This window comes from Streptomyces sp. NPDC058751, assembly GCF_042746485.1.
GTDB lineage: Bacteria > Actinomycetota > Actinomycetes > Streptomycetales > Streptomycetaceae > Streptomyces.
This window is the reverse complement of sequence record NZ_JBHYPZ010000005.1, coordinates 219221-235329: the sequence shown is the minus strand read 5'-3', so window position 1 is coordinate 235329 and position 16109 is coordinate 219221. Positions and strand designations below refer to the sequence as shown.

The following is a 16109-nucleotide window of genomic DNA, read 5'->3' as shown; positions in this document are numbered from 1 at the left end:
TTGCGCTCCAGGACGCCTCCGGGGTACGCCCCGCCCGCCGCGGCGAGTGGTACGGCCACAGAGCCGGAAGCTTCCCCGCCGCCCCGAGTTCGGCGAGCCGGGCGCGGGGCGCGGGGCCGTTGCCGGGGTCGGGTCCGTTGGCCGGAAAAGAGCACAGCTACCCCGGGTAACCCCCACCTCGCCTGCGGCAAAACGCCACAAACCCCACACTTCGGCGCCGTAGTATCCCCGTCTCACCAAGTGCCCAGAACCCTTCCCCCCACTCCCCCGGACCCCACGAGGACGCGCGCCCCCACGCGCTCCCCGGAGCCCGAACACGCTTCGCACCCCCGGCCTCCGGCCGACAAGGAGCCGCCCCGTGTCCAGCCCGTACCCGTCAGACTCCGCGCCCCTCCTCCCGGAACCCGAGATCAAGAGGCTGGACGGTGTCGTGCGCGAGGTCGCGGTACCACCCGTCGCGGACCGGGTGACGCACGGCTCCCTCGCGGACATCCCGTTCGACAACGCGGCCGCCGCACCGCTGGAGCCGGTCATCGGCCGGAAGACGCCGGACGGCGAGGGCTGGCGGGACGTGAGCGCCGCGGAGTTCGCCGGCCAGGTCCTCGCGGTGGCCAAGGGGCTGATCGCGGAAGGGCTGGTGCCGGGCGACCGGATCGCCATCATGGCCCGGACGACGTACGAATGGACGCTCCTCGACTTCGCCGCCTGGGCCGCGGGCCTGGTCACCGTGCCCGTCTACCCGACCTCCTCGGTCTTCCAGACCCGCTGGATCCTCCAGGACTCGGGGGCCGCCGCGCTCGCCGTGGAGGACGTGGGGCAGGCGGCGGCGCTCGGCCCCGAGCGCGACCGCATACCCGATCTGCGGCACATGTGGGTCTTCGAGAAGGGGCACGTGGAGCGGCTCGCGGAGCTCGGCCGCGAGGTCCCCGACCAGGAGGTGGCCGTACGGCGCGGGATGCTGGGCCCGGACACGCCCGCCACCCTCGTCTACACCTCGGGCACCACCGGCCGCCCCAAGGGCTGCGTCCTGACCCACGGCAACTTCTTCGCCGAGGTCGACAACGCCGTCGAACTGCTCCACCCGGTCTTCAAGGACCACACCCGGGACCCCGCCTCCACCCTCCTCTTCCTCCCCCTCTCGCACGTCTTCGGCCGCATGGTGGCCGTGGCCTGTCTGCGCGCGCGGGTGAAACTCGGCCACGCGCCGAGCCTGGGGACCGAGGAACTCCTCGCGGACCTGGCCTCGTTCCGGCCGACCTTCCTGCTCGCCATCCCGTACGTCCTGGAGAAGGTCTTCAACACCAGCCGGGCGACGGCCGAACGGATGGGCCGCGGTTCGTCCTTCGACCGGGCGGCCCGGACCGCCCGGAAGTACGGCGAGGCCGTCGAGGCCGGGCAGCACGGCACCGGTCCCGGCCCGAGCCGCTACCTGCGCGCGGCCCGCGCCCTCTACGACCCCCTGGTCTACCGCCGCATCCGGGACGCCCTCGGCGGCCGGGTCCGGCACGCCGTCTGCGGCGGCTCCCCGCTCGGCCGCCGGCTCGCCGCCTTCTACGCGGGAGCCGGGATCGAGATCTTCGAGGGGTACGGCCTCACGGAGACCACGGCCGCCGCGACCGTCACGCCCCCGCGGAAACCGCGCCTCGGCACGGTGGGCCTGCCCCTGCCGGGCACCCGGGTGCGGATCGCCGTGGACGGGGAGGTGCTGCTGTGCGGTGCCCAGGTCTTCCGCGGCTACTGGGACCCGAACGCGGGCGGTGTCGTCGACGCCGCCCCGGACGGCTGGTTCGCCACCGGCGACATCGGAGAACTGGACGACGGGGGCTATCTCACCATCACCGGCCGGAAGAAGGAGATCCTGATCACCGCGGGCGGCAAGAACGTCGCCCCGGCGCCCCTCCAGGACCGGCTGCGCTCCCATCCGCTGATCTCCCAGTGCATGGTCCTGGGCGACCGCCGCCCGTTCGTCTCCGCCCTCGTCACCCTCGACCCCGAGGGCATCGCCCACTGGCGCCGGATGAACGGCAAGCACCCGGTTCCCCCCGAACTCGTCACGGACGACCCGGAGCTGCTGGCCGTCCTGCAGCGCGCCGTCGACGAGACCAACCGGCTCGTCTCGCGCCCCGAGTCCATCCGCCGGTTCACCGTCCTGCCCGTCGACTTCACCGAGGAGGCGGGCCACCTGACCCCCTCCATGAAGCTGCGGCGGACGGCGATCGAGAAGGACTTCGGCGAGGAGATAGAGGCCCTGTACGCGACGTAGTCCCGGGGCGGGGAGGAGGCGCGGGCCGTCGTGAGGGGAAAAGGCAGGAGCCCCGCTGCCGGCTGGCGCGGGGCTCCTTGGGTACTGCTATCCGTTCCGGATCAAAGCTTCGGGCTCATGGAGCCGCAGGCTTAGAGCGGAGTGACGTTCTCCGCCTGCGGGCCCTTCGGACCCTGCGTGACGTCGAAGGAAACCGACTGGTTCTCTTCGAGCGAACGGAAGCCGTTCGCGTTGATCGCGGAGTAGTGGACGAAGACGTCCGGGCCGCCGCCTTCCTGGGCAATGAAACCAAAGCCCTTTTCGGCGTTGAACCACTTCACGGTTCCGGTAGCCATAAGCCCTCCTTGGGCCCAAAGGGTTGCCCTGCTCCAGAACCTGCGATTGTGTAAACAACTGCATACGTCTGAAAACGACGAGAGCCCGCGGTCACATGCTCCGCAGGCTCTGTACTGCAAGGGAAACCAAACTGCAACTTGCGGCGAGCCTAGCACGCAGGCAGCAGAAAGCAATAGAGGGAAAGATCACGTCATCCGGACGGGTGGCTCCCATGGGCCCAGCGGCCTGACGTGCGTTGACTGCGAGGTGTCACAACAGTTGACACGAGGAGTCGGAACGGTTTCCATCCGCACACGCCGACCCTGAAGCCTGCACGCTATCGCACGGGGGCTAGCCTCGCGATGTGGACAATTCTCGCACCCGGCCGCGCGTCGGCCACATCCAGTTCCTGAACTGCCTGCCCCTGTACTGGGGGCTCGCGAGAACGGGCACGCTCCTCGACTTCGAGCTCACCAAGGACACTCCGGAGAAGCTCAGCGAGCGGCTGGTGCGAGGAGATCTCGACATCGGGCCCGTCACGCTCGTCGAGTTCCTCAGGCACGCCGACGACCTCGTCGCCTTTCCCGACATCGCGGTCGGCTGCGACGGACCGGTGATGTCCTGCGTGATCGTCTCGCAGGTGCCCCTCGACCGGCTGGACGGCGCCCGCGTCGCCCTCGGTTCGACCTCGCGCACCTCCGTGCGGCTCGCCCAGCTCCTGCTGGCCGAGAAGGTCGGGGTGACCCCCTCGTACTACACGTGCCCGCCCGATCTGAGCCTGATGATGCAGGAGGCCGACGCCGCCGTCCTCATCGGCGACGCGGCGCTGCGGGCCAACCTGCTCGACGCGCCGAAGTACGGGCTGGAGGTGCACGACCTCGGCGCGCTGTGGAAGGAGTGGACGGGCCTGCCGTTCGTCTTCGCCGTGTGGGCGGCCCGGCGCGACTACCTGGAGCGCGAGCCGCTCGTCACCCGCAAGGTGCACCAGGCGTTCCTCGCCTCCCGGGACCTCTCCCTCGACGAGGTCTCCAAGGTCGCCGAGCAGGCGGCCCGGTGGGAGGAGTTCGACGAGTCCGTCCTGGAGCAGTACTTCACGACGCTCGACTTCCGTTTCGGCGCCCCGCAGCTGGAGGCCGTACGGGAGTTCGCGCGCCGGGTCGGCTCGACCACCGGGTTCCCGGCGGACGTGAACGTACGGCTCCTGCAGCCGTGAGGCACCGGCCGCCCCGGTCCCGTTCGTACCGGGGCCCGAAGCGGTCAAGGCCCTAGGCTGCTGGGCAGTGTGTACGGGGGAGGGGGAACCGTGAGTGCCATGCAGCCGCTCGGAGCCGACGAACCCACGACCGTGGGGCCCTACCGCCTGCTCGGCCGGCTGGGGTCCGGCGGCATGGGGCGGGTGTACCTGGGACGCAGCGCGGGCGGACGTACGGTCGCGGTCAAGATCGTGCATCCGCACTTCGCGCTCGACGAGGAGTTCCGCGCCCGCTTCCGCCGCGAGGTCGAGGCCGCGCGGCGGGTAGGCGGCGCGTGGACCGCGCCGGTCCTGGACGCGGACCCGGAGGCGCCGGTCCCCTGGGTCGCCACCGGTTACGCGGCCGGCCCCTCCCTGACGGCGGCGATCGCCGACGGCGGACCGCTTCCCGCCCACTCCGCGCGCGTCCTCGGAGCCGGTCTGGCCGAGGCGCTCACGGCCGTCCACGCGCTGGGCCTCGTCCACCGTGACGTCAAACCCTCCAACGTGCTGCTCACCCTCGACGGTCCGCTCCTCATCGACTTCGGCATCGCGCGGGCCACGGACGGCACGGCCTCCTTGACCTCGACGGGGGTCTCGGTCGGCTCGCCCGGCTACATGTCTCCCGAGCAGATCCTCGGCAAGGGCGTCACGGGCGCCGCGGACGTCTTCTCGCTCGGCGCGGTCCTCGCGTACGCCGCCACCGGGGAACCCCCCTTCCCCGGTGACTCCTCCGCCTCCCTCCTCTACAAGGTGGTGCACGAGGAGCCGCGACTCGACTCCCTGGAAGGCGAGTTGCGCGAGCTGGTGGCGGCCTGTCTGGCCAAGGAGCCCGGGGCGCGGCCCGCTCCGGGTGAGGTGGCCGTCCGGCTCGCCCCGCAGGGCGCCGCCCGGCTGGTCGCGGCGGGCTGGCTGCCGGGCGCCCTGGTCGAGCGGGTGAGCCGAAGTGCCGTACAGCTGCTGAACCTTGAGGCTGCGGGCGCCGCGCAGGCCGCGCCCTCGGGTCCGTTGGGCTTCAGCACCCCTTCGATCGAGCCCGACCGGGCCGGCCGGGCGGCCGGGACCGGATCTCGGGCCGTCCAGGACTCCGGGTCCGGTTCCGGTCCCGGTGGGGGGACGGCCGGGGCGCCGGGGCCGGGCGGCGGCTTCGGGCCGCCTCCGCCGGGCTTCGGGCCGCCGCCCACGATGCCCGCGTACGTACCGGGGCAGGGCGCGGGCCCGGACGCCGGGCCCCGGGACGCCGTGCACCACGAGGAGACACCGGACCGGCGGACGTCCGACCGGCCCGGCAAGCTCTCGGTCAGCGTGGCGGCGACCTCCGCGCCCGGGGCCGGCGGGCAGGGCCGCAGGATGAGCTGCACGGTCGCGCTCGCCGTCGCGGGGGCGCTGGCGGCGGTGACCGTGGGATCCGCGTTCCTCTTCGACCTGCTGCCGGGCGGCGGCAAGGGCGACGGCAGCGTGGCGGGCGGGCGTCCCTCGGCCACGGCGAGCCGGAGCGCCCCCGCCTCCGATTCCTCGGCGGACGCCACCCGGCCGGGCTCCACCGCGAGCGCGTCCGACCCGGGCGAGCAGCGGTCCACGGTCCCGGTCTCCTACCTCGGCACCTGGGAGGGCGAGGGCCTGGCCCTCAACGGCACCCTCCCGATGGGAACCTTCCGCGTCACCGTCCACCAGGCGGCCGTGGGCCAGGAGCTGGGCACCTTCCGGCAGACCGACCAGATCGGCGGCATCTGCGACGACGTCCTCGTCCTCAAGAAGGTCACCAGGAAACAGCTCGTCGCCACGAGCGTGGCCGCGGAGTCCAACCGCGACGTCTGCACCAAGGGCCGGCACGAGGTCCGGCTGACCCCCGTCGGCGGCGACCTCACCTACGAGACGGACAACGCCGAGGCGGGGGACCCGGTGGCCCGGATGAACAAGGTGGGCTAGGTCCGTCCTGCGCCGGAGATCACCGGTGGTTGCCGTGCGCTGCCGGTGCCGGTGCCGGTGCCGGTGCCGACGCCGGTGCCGGGCCTCGCCCGCCGAGGCCCGCACGGCACGGTGGCCGCCGTCCTGGGACGGCGGCCACGGGCCGGTGAGCAGCGGTGCGTCTCAGCCTGGGCGGCGGGACCTCAACCCTTCTGCCCGGGGGTCTGCTTCATGCCGTCGACGATCGCGCGCGCGGTGATGGCGCTGGTGTTGCGGACGGTGCCGGGCTTGATGACGACCCCGTCCTGGGTGACCGGCTTGACCTGCACGGTCCGCTCGCCGAGGAAGATGTGGGTCTTCTTGTCGAAGATCCACTCCTCGCGTTCGCCGCCGGTCTCGTCCAGCCGCGCCACCGCGACGCCCGAGCGGCCGAGCGCGTCCTTGGCGTCTTTCACCACGACCACGCCCGGGATCTTCGCGGCGGCCTTGAACAGGGCCGGGTAGAGCTCCGCGGGCGGGTAGCTCTCGCCGAGCAGGTCACCGATCGTGGTGAACGCCTCCTGGTCGGGGGTGTTGCCCTGTCCCGCGGTCTCCTTGTAGATCAGCTTCAGCAGCTCGTCGGGGTCGGTGGTCAGCCGGGTCAGGGAGTCGTACGACGGGCTGTTCAGGGTGGCCTCGGGGGTGTTGCCCTGCTCGTCGGGCAGGCTCAGCGTCTCGCCCTCGGCGCTGTCGTTGGAGGCCGCGTCGATCAGCCAGCCCTTGGTGCCGTCGGCGGACCGCCAGACCTGGCGCCGGTGCAGCGCGTAGCTGGCGAGGCTGCTGTCGTCGCCGACCGTCTTCACGAAGGTGTCGGACGTCTGGGACTCGACGTAGACGTACTGGCCGGGCCCGACCGTGGGGTGGGTCTCCTCGGCCGCCGCCAGTGAGACCTGGTCGATCAGCTGCGGCAGGCCCTTGGTGGTCGTGGCGCCGACGGGGACGACCGCTGCGGGACCGGTGGCGAGACCATCGCTGTGCACGCCGCTGTCGATCAGCAGCGTCCCGGCGACGACCGCGCCGGCCAGCGCCATCGCGGGCAGCGCGAACGCCGGGCGCAGCAGGCGGAGCCCTCGGGGCTTCGGCAGGGCGGGGGCGGCCTTCGTGGTGCTCGCGTCCCGCTGGGTGTCCTGCTGGATGTGGGCCATCAAACGCTCCTTGTGGAACTGGTGACGGCCCGTCGGGAGATCGCGCGCAGTCTTCGGGAGGAGAAGCGCGCTCTCCTCCCACTCGGCCGGATTCTGCCGGGACTGGGTCGCTTTCATCGATTTCCTTCCGATACGGGCCGGATCGAGTGGATGTGTTCTCCTCTTGTCTGTCGATCCGGCCGGCCGAGTTCCCGATTTCCTCGTACGGGTTTTCCCGCGCGTTCTTGAGTGCGGTAGTCCGTGTACGGGACCGGCGCCGCCCGGGCGGCAGGCCGGCCGCCGAGTTCGGCCTCGGTGAGTCTGCGCAGTTTGGCGCGTGCGCGGGAGAGGCGTGAGCGCACCGTTCCGACGGCGATGCCGAGCGCCTCGGCCGCGGCCGTGTACTCCAGCCCCTCCCAGAGGCACAGCGTCAGGACCTCGCGCTCGGGTCTGCGCAGTGCGGCGAGCGCGCGCAGGGCGGCGGCGATACGCCGTCGGTCGTCGAGCCGGCCCGCCACCTCGTCGGCGTGGTCGGGCAGTGCCGTCTCGGCCTCCGCCGCGGCGTTCGCCGCGGCCCGGTAGCGCCGGTTGCTGCGGTGGTGGCCGCGGGCGACGTTGACCGCCACGCCCAGCAGCCACGGCCGCAGGCTGCCGCCTTCGGCGCTGACCCGGTCACGCAGCCGCCACGCTTCCATGAAGGTCTCGGCCATCACGTCCTCCGCCGCGGTCCAGTCGGCGGTGAGGCGGAAGGCGTGGTTGTACACGGCGCGTGCGTAGCTGTCGTACAGCTCGGCGAACGCGCTCGGATCCCCGGCCCGTATCCGGGTACGCATGTCAGTGCTCACCCTCATTGACTGTCGATCCGCGCGCCCCGGGTTCCCGTGACCCGCGTCACACGGGGTGGCGCGGATGCCGTACGGCCACCGGACGCCGGGCGAGGAGGCGGGATCGGAGCGGGGACGGGAGGCGTGCGGCTCAGGCGGACGGGGCCTTCTCGCGGGCGTTCGCGATCCTGATGAGCACGGTGATCAGCGCGGCGGCGACGAGCACCGTCGAGAGCAGGCCGACGGCCCAGACATACGGGTACTCGACGTGGACCCAGCAGGGGTTGCCCCTGCTGTGGCACCCGGAGTCCCAGTCGCGCCGGTGCCTGGGGCGGAAGGCGGCGAACACGACCACGGCCCACAGGAAGCAGGCGGCGACTCCGGGCAGCGACGCGAGCACCCAGCCGAGCGAGCGGAGCGGGCTCGTCCTCCACTTCATCCTGTCGAGCGTCACGATCACCGCGGCCAGTCCGAGGGGCGGTAGGGCCCCGACGGCGGCCGCGAAACCGTATCCGTTGCCGGGCCAGGCGGGGGCCGTGTCGCCCCAGAGTTCGGATCCCCAGGTCATGACCATGAACGCGAACCCGACGGCTGCGGCCATGGCGGCCAGAAGGATCAGACAGCCACCGAACGCCTCCCCCCGGGACGCCTTCTCCCTCGCCTGTGCCCACGCCGACGGCCGCCTCCGCACGTGCTCGTAGCGCAGGGCCGCCCCGGCCGCCTTCCGCCGCTTGGGCTTCGCCGATCCGCTCACCGGCCGCTCCCCCTCATCCTCTTGCCCTTCCTGCGGCGTGTCCGACCGTGGCCCGGCCCGCGGCTCACATCGGCGTCGTCACCGTCAGCGGCTCCCCGTCGCCGAGGTGCAGCAGGCCCTTGCCGGGGGCGACCGGGCCGCCGACCATGCTGCGGTTCGTACGGATGCCGATCAGCTCACCGGCGGAGGAGTCCTGCGGACACAGCAGGATGCCGCGGCGGCCCTTCTTCATCTCGACCTGCCAGCCGGAGAACCCGCTGCACACGTCCTCCTCGTCACCGGCGATGACCAGACCGAGGCCGCGTTCGGCGCCGCGCTGCACGATCCGCTTGAAGACCGTCTCGGCGTCGCAGTCCTCCAGGACCTCGCCGTCGTCGACCAGCACCACGATCGGCTCCTCGGGCGTCGCCGAGTCGATGGCCTCGCGCAGGTCGTCGCTCTCGATGTCGTCCTCGTCGAAGACCTTCAACACGCCTTCTCGGCCGTCCAGTTCACGCAGCGGCGAGGGGCGCGGCGCCGCGACGACCAGACGTACGCCCTGCGCCAGGTACGACCGTGCCATGTTCATCAGCGTCGTACTGCGGCCGGACTTGGCGGGGCCCGCGACGACGAACGTCGGCACGCCCTGGGACAGGTCGGGGCCGAAGCCCTGGACGTCGTCGCCGCCGATGCCCACGAGGCTCCACAGCCGGGAGCGGGACGCCTCCGGGTCGCGCATCTCCCAGGCGTCGGCGAAGCCGATCCGGGTGGGCAGCACGTCGACCCGGAACGGGCGCCGGGAGCGCGGCAGTCCGGCGTCCCGGACCGTGGCCGCCTCGCCGATCGCCGCGAGCGCCGCGGCCTGTCCCTGCCCGGTGGAGTCCTCCGTGAGCAGGGCGAACTGGGTCTCGGTGCCGTGCTCGTTGCGGTAACCGCGGCCGGGCGGGATCTCCTCGGGGACCTTGCGGGCGTTGACGCCGATCAGCGAGAAGTCGGAGCGGTCGGCGAGCCGCAGGGCGTACTTGTCCTCGGTGAGCGAGCCGATCCGGGTGGAGAGGATCTGGCGGTCGCCCGTCATCACCAGGTGCAGTCCGACGCTCGCGCCCTCGCGCAGCATCGCGGTGAGCTGGTCGGTCAGATCGCCGTGGTCGTACTCGCCGAGCGTCGGCAGCCAGCCCTCCCACCGGTCGAGCAGCACCACGATGTGCGGGAGCCGTTCGTCCTCCGCCGAAGCGGCCCGCTGCTCACCGATGTCCGCGAAGCCCTTGTCGGCCAACAGGTCCTGCCTGCGCGTCAGTTCACCCTTGAGGCGGGCGATGAGCCGGACCACGCGCTCGGTCTGGTTGCGGCCGACGACGGCGCCGCAGTGCGGCAGCCGGGTCAGCGCGTTGAGGGCGCCGTTGCCGCAGTCGATGCCGTACAGATGGACGTCGGCCGCCGAGTGGGTGCGGGCCAGCGAGCCCGCGATCGTCCGCAGGATCTGCGAGCGTCCGCTGCGGGGGGCGCCGCCGACGAGCAGGTGCCCGAAGGAGGCGAAGTCCACCACGACGGGCCGGCGGGCCTGGTCGGCGGGCAGGTCCTCGACCCCGTACGGGGCGGGCGGGAGCTTGCCCGGACCGCCGGAGAACACGGGCGGGGTGATCTCGTCGAGCAGCAGCGTCTCGGCGAGGGCGGGCAGCCAGGGGCTGTGCTGGGGCGGGATGCCGAGGGCCCGGTTGGCCTCGCGCACGGCGTCGACCAGCACCTTGAGGTCGGTGATCTCCTCCTCCTCGCGCTGCTCGGCCTTCGGCTTGACCAGCGCGGCCCGCCCGAGGTCCGACCAGCCGAGCGGTCCCGCCCAGGGCGCGAGCGCCGCCGGATCGGCGGCACCGGGCCGGCGGCCGCCGACGCGCCCCGACTGGAACGGCACGAGCGAGGCGTGCCCGAGACGGACGTACGCGCGTCCCGGTGTGCTCTTGGAGATGTGCCCGGCCTCGGGGGAGTCGATGACGTCGCTCGACTCGCCGCCGTCGGTCACGCGCAGCGCTATCCGGAGGTTGGTGTTGGCCCGGATCTCGGGCGAGACGACACCGCTGGGCCGCTGGGTGGCCAGCAGCAGGTGGATGCCGAGCGAACGGCCCCGCTGGGCGATGTTGACCAGACCCGTCACGAAGTCGGGCAGGTCGCGCACCATGGAGGCGAACTCGTCGATGACGATGAGGAGCCGGGGCACGGGCGCGTGCGAGGGATCACGGCGTACGAGGTCCTGGTAGTCCTCGATGTCCTTGGCGTCGGCGGCGGCGAGGATGTGCTCGCGCCGCTTGAGCTCCGCGCCGAGCGATTCCAGCGCCCGCTCGACGAGATGGGCGTCGAGGTCGGTCACCATGCCGACGGTGTGCGGGAGTTGGACGCAGTCCTTGAACGCCGAGCCGCCCTTGTAGTCGACGAGGACGAACGTCATGTTCTCGGGGGTGTTGGCGACGGCCAGCGACGCCACGATGGTCTGGAGCAGCTCCGACTTTCCGGAGCCCGTCGTACCGGCGATCAGACCGTGCGGGCCGTCGCGCCGCATGTCGATGCCGAACGGGCCGTCGTACGACTCGCCGATGACCGCCGTCGTCGACTGCCCGCCCATCCGCCAGCGCGCGCCGATCGCGTCGGCGGTCGGCGGCTCCAGCTGGAGCACGTCGAGCAGCCGGCTGGCACCGGGCAGGGCCGAGTCCTCGGTCTCGCCGCTGATGTCGCGCAGCGCGGACAGGGCCCGCGCGAGCCGGGAGCACCAGGCGGCCGACACGAAGTCGGGCCGTACGTCCCGTACCCGCGCGACGCCCGTCTGCTGGACGCGCAACCGCAGTTCGAGCGTCTTGGGCGTGCCGCCGGCGGGGTCGTGGGCCTCGGCGGCGTGCCAGGCGTGGAAGGAGGGGAAGCCGCCGGGGGCTGCGGGCAGGGCCCCGGCGGGCCGCTGCTCGTCCGTGTGCTCCTCGGCCCTGGGTTCCGCGATGACGATGGCCTGGCACTCGCCGGGCAGGAACCGCTCCTCGGCGTCCAGGCAGATCGCGTACATGGACATGGCCGGGCCCTCGCGCAGCAGCCGCACCACACCCGGCATCGACCGCAGCCGCCTGGACCCGTCCCAGACGACGACGATGTCAGGATCGCTGAACGAGGCCTTGTTGCCGTTCTGCCCGGCGGCCTTCTGGCGGGCGTCGAGCAGCTGTGTCAGCTCGCCGATCCGGGCGCCGACGGTCTCGGCGTCCGTGCCGATGAGGACGTTGGCGTCCTGGGCGCCGGCGGGCCTGCTGTGCGGGAGCCAGCGCACCCAGTCCCAGCTGTCCTGGCCGCCGTTCTCCGTGAGGACGTAGAACTGGACGTCCAGCGGGCTGTGCAGCGCCGCCGTCTGCGCGACGGCCCAACGGCCGAGGGCCCGGGCCGAGTCGCCGGGCCCCGCGATGCCGACGACACCGCGCTCGGTGAGCGGCAGGGCGACCGGCGTGTCCTCGATGGTCCAGGTGACCTGGCGCTTGTGGTCGTCCTGCTCGGGATCGTCGAGCACGACCTCGGAGGGCAGCTGCCCGGTGCCGACGCGCAGCAGCAGATGGTCGGCGTCGGTGCGGCGGCGCTCCCACAGCCGGGTGCGCGGCCCGGTGCCCAGTGACAGCACGGTCGCCGGATCGGGGATCGCGCGGCGCCGGTCGAGCCGTTCGGTGACCAGCGCGTCCTTGGCGTCCTTCTCGATCCGCGCCTTGTGCTCGTTGTACTCCTTGACCTGCTTGGCGTGGGACTTGCGGCCCTGCTTCTTGTCCATGAGGTAGTTGCCGAGCATGATGAGCGGGCTCAGCAGCGCCATGATCATGTAGTACCAGCGTCCGAAGACCATCACCATGACGACGGCGCTGACCAGCGGCGTCAGCGCCATCAGCCAGGGCAGCGGCCGGGCCTCGTAGTCCCGTACCGGGTTCGGCAGCCGGAACTTCGTCTCGCGCTCCGGCGGACGCAGCCGCGGGGGCCGGTTGTAGTCCAGCCCCGCGCCGTCGTCCGACCACTTGAGCGCGGCGTCGGGCGGGGTGTAACGGTCCAGCTGCAGAAGGGTGTTGCCGACCGCGATCTGGCTGCCGAGCGGCCAGCCGTCGTCCTCGCGCTCCTCGAAGGGCTCGCCGTCGAGGGTGACGCCCGCCTTCTCCCCGTGCACGGTCACGCCGCAGGTCCCGTCCGTTGCGACTGACAACGTCAGCGCCCTTTGCGGAAGTTCGGGATCGTCGATGCGGACGTACGAGGCCGCCCCGGCGCCGATGTCGTACCGGCCGATGCCGAGCCGGTGCACGGCGCCCGCCGACGGCCCGCCCGCCAAACGCAGTTCGACCAGCCCGGTCGGCTCGCCGGGCAGGCATCCCGCCGGGTCGCGCAGACTCACGACGGCGCCCTCGCGCAGCGGCGAGGTGGCGATGGTCGCGGCGGGATCGACGGGGTACCCGTCCACGTACGCGGCCGGAACGCCGTCGCCCGCGGCCCCCTGGTGCTGACCGAGGGGGATGATCCGCGCACCACCGCCGTAACCGACGTGCTCCGCGAGCTCCTTGGCGATGTCCCCCACCGAGGACTCGGGATCCGCGTCGAGAACCACGTCGGCGGTGGCGCCGCCGAGCGGGTCGACGACGGTCAGAGTCAACCGCACGCTCGTCCTCCCCCAGACACCGAAGGCCGCTTCCGGAACGCGGACCACAGTGCTTCCGACCATAGCCGCTCACCGCTTCCCGCAGGCAACGGCCCGTGTGAGGGAACGACGAAGGCCCGGGCCGGGAACCGGGCTTGGTGCGCGCTCGTGACACAACCGGGGTGTGCTGCTGCAAGCGCCGTAGTTAAGCTGCTTGCTCGACGCGGACGGTCGCACCATCCGCATCAGGAGCCACGGGGGTTGGCCCTGCGGCGAGTTGAAGCATGGAGGACGCCACATGGCCGGCGGCAAAGACGCGGACATCACTTACGAGAAGATGCGGGGCGCTGCGAAGAAGCTCGGCCACGAGAAGGAGAAGATGGAGGACAAGCTCCACGCTCTCGACAGCTACATCGACGGCCTCGTGGCGGACGGTTACACGACGTCCAAGGGCTCCCAGGCCTTCGACGACTCCTTCAAGGAGTTCACCAAGGGCGTGAAGGAGACCCTCGAAGGTCTCAAGGGGATGGCCAAGTTCCTCGAGGACGCGGCGAAGGCGTACGAGGACCTGGACGACCAGCTGGCCAAGGGCGTCAAGGGCTAGCCGTCCCCCGCGGACCGCAGTGGGCGCCGACCGGGTGCGACGGGGCGCGTGCCGTGCCCCGTCGCACCGTCGCGTCAGACGTCGGAGGTCCGGGACCCCTCGGTCCGCGACTGCCGCATCAAGTACATGTGGAGTTCGCTGCGCTGCTCCTCCGTGGTGAGCATCAGCCAGGAGCCGTCGGCGAAGTGAACGCGCAGCTTCCGGTTGTCGTACTCGGGCAAGGGGTCCTCGACGACCGCCGTTCCCGCGGGAATCTCGGCGACGACGCGCATGCGGTCCTCCCTGCGGACGGACACCCGCTTGGGCGGGGCGGCCAGCACGATGCGGCCCTCCGTCAGCACGACGAAACGTTGGTGATGGGAGGAATGGCCGTACCAGCGCAGCAGGAACTGTCCCGCGGCCTTGTCCCAGTCACCGTCGAAGGTGTCGTCGAGGCCCTGCTCGGCGATGGCCTCGTCCCGTTCGCGGACGGCCAGGTCGTCGGCCCGGCCGCGGTCGCGCTCCTCCTTCGTCGACAGGAGGCGCTTGAGCGCCTCCTCGCCGGAGGCCAGGAGGCTGAACAGCATGGCGACGGGCATCAGCGGGGCGACGAGCACGGCACCGAGGATGCCGAGCGGCCGCAGGAACGCCGGCCGCAAGGGGCCCGCACCGGCCGCCTGGTGGACGTCCGCCGGAGGTCGCGGGATCCGGCCTATCGCGCACCACGCACCGGCGTCCGGAACGACGCCGAGGCGGTTGCGTGTCGTGCGGTCGCTGCTCCTGGACAACCCGTCTCACCTTCCTCGCTGTCTGCGGGGCGAAGTATCGCAGCAGTGTCTCATGTTCATGATGGGGGAATTCATCGATGGGTGACAGAACCGCTTACGACCTGGACCTGATCAAGGAGTGCTCGCGTTCGCTGGGCAAGATTCACCGCGAGTTCGAGCAGCACGGCAATCCGGCGGACGGTTACGACGACGCGCTCGGCCATGGTGGATTGAAGGACGCCTTCGATGATTTCGGCGGCACCTGGAAGAAGACGCGCAAGACCCTCATGAAGGAAATAAAGAAACTCTCCGAAGCGACATCGGTCGCGGCGCAGAAGTACGAGGAGATAGACCACGAGTTGGCGAAAGCCATTTCGGGGGCGAAGGGGAAGGACAAGCGGTGAGCAGGCGATCGAGTGACTGGCCGCCCCTGTGGGACGAGGACCCGACGCCCGGCGACCCTCACGAAGTGGCGGCACTCGGGCGCAAGTTGCGCACGACGGCCGAGATGATCGACGAACAGGCCAGGGTCATCAAGGCGTTGTCGTCCGTGGAGGGATGGGACAGCGACGCCGGGCGCGCCTTCAACGAAGTGGCCGACGGCGCGGGCGACCGGCTGCAGAAGGCGTTCGAGCGGTACGACGAAGCGGCGAAAGCGCTCGGCGAGAACGTCGCGGACGGAGAGTCGAAGGAGTTCGCCGGAGAACTGCACCGCGCACAGCGGAAAGCCGACAAGGCGCTGGCGGACTACCGGGAGGCCAAGGACGATCACGACATGGCGGAGCGTGAGGTGAAGAAATTCACGGACAAGCACCTCGTCGGCGAGATCCCCGAGGCGGACAGGCCCGAATACGAACGCTGGCAGAAGAAACAGAGCGAGGCGCTGCACCGGATCGGTCAGGCCCGGAAGGAGGTCAAGGACGCCAGGGACATTTTCGACGATGCCGGAGACCGCGCCGCCCGGCACATCAAGGATGTCGTGCACCACGATGCCGTCCGGGATCCCGGCGGCTTCATGAACTGGCTCGCCGACTGGGCGGACACGTTCTCCAACATCTCGGCCATTCTCTCGGTGCTGGCGGTGATCTGCGCGTTCGTCCCGCCGCTGCAGTTCCTCGTGCCGATTCTGGCCACTCTCGCGGTCCTCTCCAGCGCCGCGGCGCTGGCCGGCCACGCGTACGACATGTCCGTGCGCGGCGGCAAGGTCGACTGGCTGAAGCTGGGCACCGACACCCTGGGCATCCTTCCCGGGCTGGGGGCCCTCAAGGGGTTCCGGGCCCTGGTCGGACTCAAGGGCGTGGCGAAACTGAGGGCGTTCGGGAAACTCGGCACCTTCGGATCCTTCAGGGGCCTCGCCGCCGTGGACGGGATCGGCCACAACTTCCTCAACGGCGTCAGCGTGACCCTGACCAACAAGACGCTGGCGGGCGGGCTGAAGCTGGGTCAGAAGCTGGGTGTCTCCGGCCTTCCGGAGAAGTTCGTGCCGATAGGCGGCAAGGAGATCACGGCCGCCATCAAGGGGACGGGCCTCGCGAGCGCCCTTCACCGGATGTTCAGCGGTGAGAACGGCGGGACCACCGGATACCAGCCCCCGAAGCCCGCACCGACTCCGCTGCCCACGCCGAGGCCGTCTCCCGGTCCCTCGCCGAAGCCCTTCCACGCCGCGCTGGCCGCCTAGCCGGCGTCCGCGCG

Annotated in this window: 12 protein-coding genes; 6 read left to right on the top strand and 6 right to left on the bottom strand. The window is 71.5% G+C overall.

Annotation, left to right across the window (positions count from 1 at the left end; translation table 11 throughout):
• The first annotated feature begins 358 nt into the window (after positions 1–358).
• Positions 359–2263 carry an AMP-dependent synthetase/ligase gene (locus ACFW6B_RS07765; protein WP_386593098.1) on the top strand — a complete coding sequence of 635 codons (1905 nt, stop codon included), beginning with the start codon at positions 359–361 and terminating at the stop codon, positions 2261–2263.
• Between the two features lie 131 nt (positions 2264–2394).
• Here ACFW6B_RS07765 and ACFW6B_RS07760 read toward each other — a convergent pair whose 3' ends face one another.
• Complete coding sequence (locus ACFW6B_RS07760) at positions 2395–2598, bottom strand: cold-shock protein (protein WP_037627265.1); 204 nt, start codon at positions 2596–2598, stop codon at positions 2395–2397.
• A gap of 344 nt (positions 2599–2942) precedes the next feature.
• Between ACFW6B_RS07760 and ACFW6B_RS07755 the strand changes: the two genes are divergently transcribed.
• Positions 2943–3791 carry a menaquinone biosynthetic enzyme MqnA/MqnD family protein gene (locus tag ACFW6B_RS07755; protein ID WP_386593095.1) on the top strand — a complete coding sequence of 283 codons (849 nt, stop codon included), beginning with the start codon at positions 2943–2945 and terminating at the stop codon, positions 3789–3791.
• Positions 3792–3890: 99 nt separating this feature from the next.
• Positions 3891–5738 carry a serine/threonine-protein kinase gene (locus tag ACFW6B_RS07750; protein WP_386593181.1) on the top strand — a complete coding sequence of 616 codons (1848 nt, stop codon included), beginning with the start codon at positions 3891–3893 and terminating at the stop codon, positions 5736–5738.
• Positions 5739–5920: 182 nt separating this feature from the next.
• On the opposite strand, the gene ACFW6B_RS07745 is transcribed toward ACFW6B_RS07750, so the two are convergent.
• The 4 genes from ACFW6B_RS07745 to ACFW6B_RS07730 all read right to left on the bottom strand — a co-directional run bounded on the left by ACFW6B_RS07745 (position 5921) and on the right by ACFW6B_RS07730 (position 13088).
• Complete coding sequence (locus tag ACFW6B_RS07745; RefSeq protein WP_386593093.1) at positions 5921–7018, bottom strand: CU044_5270 family protein; 1098 nt, start codon at positions 7016–7018, stop codon at positions 5921–5923.
• A complete protein-coding gene (locus ACFW6B_RS07740) occupies positions 7015–7725 on the bottom strand; it encodes an RNA polymerase sigma factor (RefSeq protein WP_386593090.1) in 711 nt (236 codons plus the stop codon). The genes ACFW6B_RS07745 and ACFW6B_RS07740 overlap by 4 nt, the downstream gene beginning before the upstream one ends.
• A gap of 130 nt (positions 7726–7855) precedes the next feature.
• Entirely contained in the window at positions 7856–8458 is a 603-nt protein-coding gene (locus tag ACFW6B_RS07735) for a hypothetical protein (protein ID WP_386593088.1), read from the bottom strand.
• A gap of 64 nt (positions 8459–8522) precedes the next feature.
• Complete coding sequence (locus tag ACFW6B_RS07730) at positions 8523–13088, bottom strand: FtsK/SpoIIIE domain-containing protein (RefSeq protein WP_386593086.1); 4566 nt, start codon at positions 13086–13088, stop codon at positions 8523–8525.
• Positions 13089–13365: 277 nt separating this feature from the next.
• Here ACFW6B_RS07730 and ACFW6B_RS07725 point away from each other — a divergent pair, with 277 nt between their 5' ends.
• A complete protein-coding gene (locus ACFW6B_RS07725) occupies positions 13366–13671 on the top strand; it encodes a WXG100 family type VII secretion target (protein WP_386593084.1) in 306 nt (101 codons plus the stop codon).
• A 74-nt stretch (positions 13672–13745) separates the two neighbouring features.
• Here the strand turns inward: ACFW6B_RS07725 and ACFW6B_RS07720 are convergent, their stop codons facing one another.
• Positions 13746–14438, bottom strand: a complete 693-nt coding sequence (locus ACFW6B_RS07720) for a hypothetical protein (RefSeq protein WP_386593081.1) — start codon at positions 14436–14438, stop codon at positions 13746–13748.
• A 77-nt stretch (positions 14439–14515) separates the two neighbouring features.
• Here ACFW6B_RS07720 and ACFW6B_RS07715 point away from each other — a divergent pair, with 77 nt between their 5' ends.
• Together ACFW6B_RS07715 and ACFW6B_RS07710 are read left to right on the top strand one after the other, a co-directional pair.
• On the top strand, positions 14516–14821 hold the full coding sequence (locus ACFW6B_RS07715) for a hypothetical protein (RefSeq protein ID WP_386593079.1): 306 nt from the start codon (positions 14516–14518) through the stop codon (positions 14819–14821).
• Positions 14818–16095 carry a putative T7SS-secreted protein gene (locus ACFW6B_RS07710; protein ID WP_386593077.1) on the top strand — a complete coding sequence of 426 codons (1278 nt, stop codon included), beginning with the start codon at positions 14818–14820 and terminating at the stop codon, positions 16093–16095. Before ACFW6B_RS07715 ends, ACFW6B_RS07710 begins: the two co-directional genes overlap by 4 nt.
• Positions 16096–16109: the final 14 nt, after the last annotated feature.

Coding starts and splice junctions, on each gene's coding strand:
- ACFW6B_RS07715 (WP_386593079.1), top strand. CDS start 14,516: ATGGGTGACAGAACCGCTTACGACCTGGACCTGATCAAGGAGTGCTCG.
- ACFW6B_RS07760 (WP_037627265.1), bottom strand. CDS start 2,598: ATGGCTACCGGAACCGTGAAGTGGTTCAACGCCGAAAAGGGCTTTGGT.
- ACFW6B_RS07725 (WP_386593084.1), top strand. CDS start 13,366: ATGGCCGGCGGCAAAGACGCGGACATCACTTACGAGAAGATGCGGGGC.
- ACFW6B_RS07750 (WP_386593181.1), top strand. CDS start 3,891: ATGCAGCCGCTCGGAGCCGACGAACCCACGACCGTGGGGCCCTACCGC.
- ACFW6B_RS07745 (WP_386593093.1), bottom strand. CDS start 7,018: ATGAAAGCGACCCAGTCCCGGCAGAATCCGGCCGAGTGGGAGGAGAGC.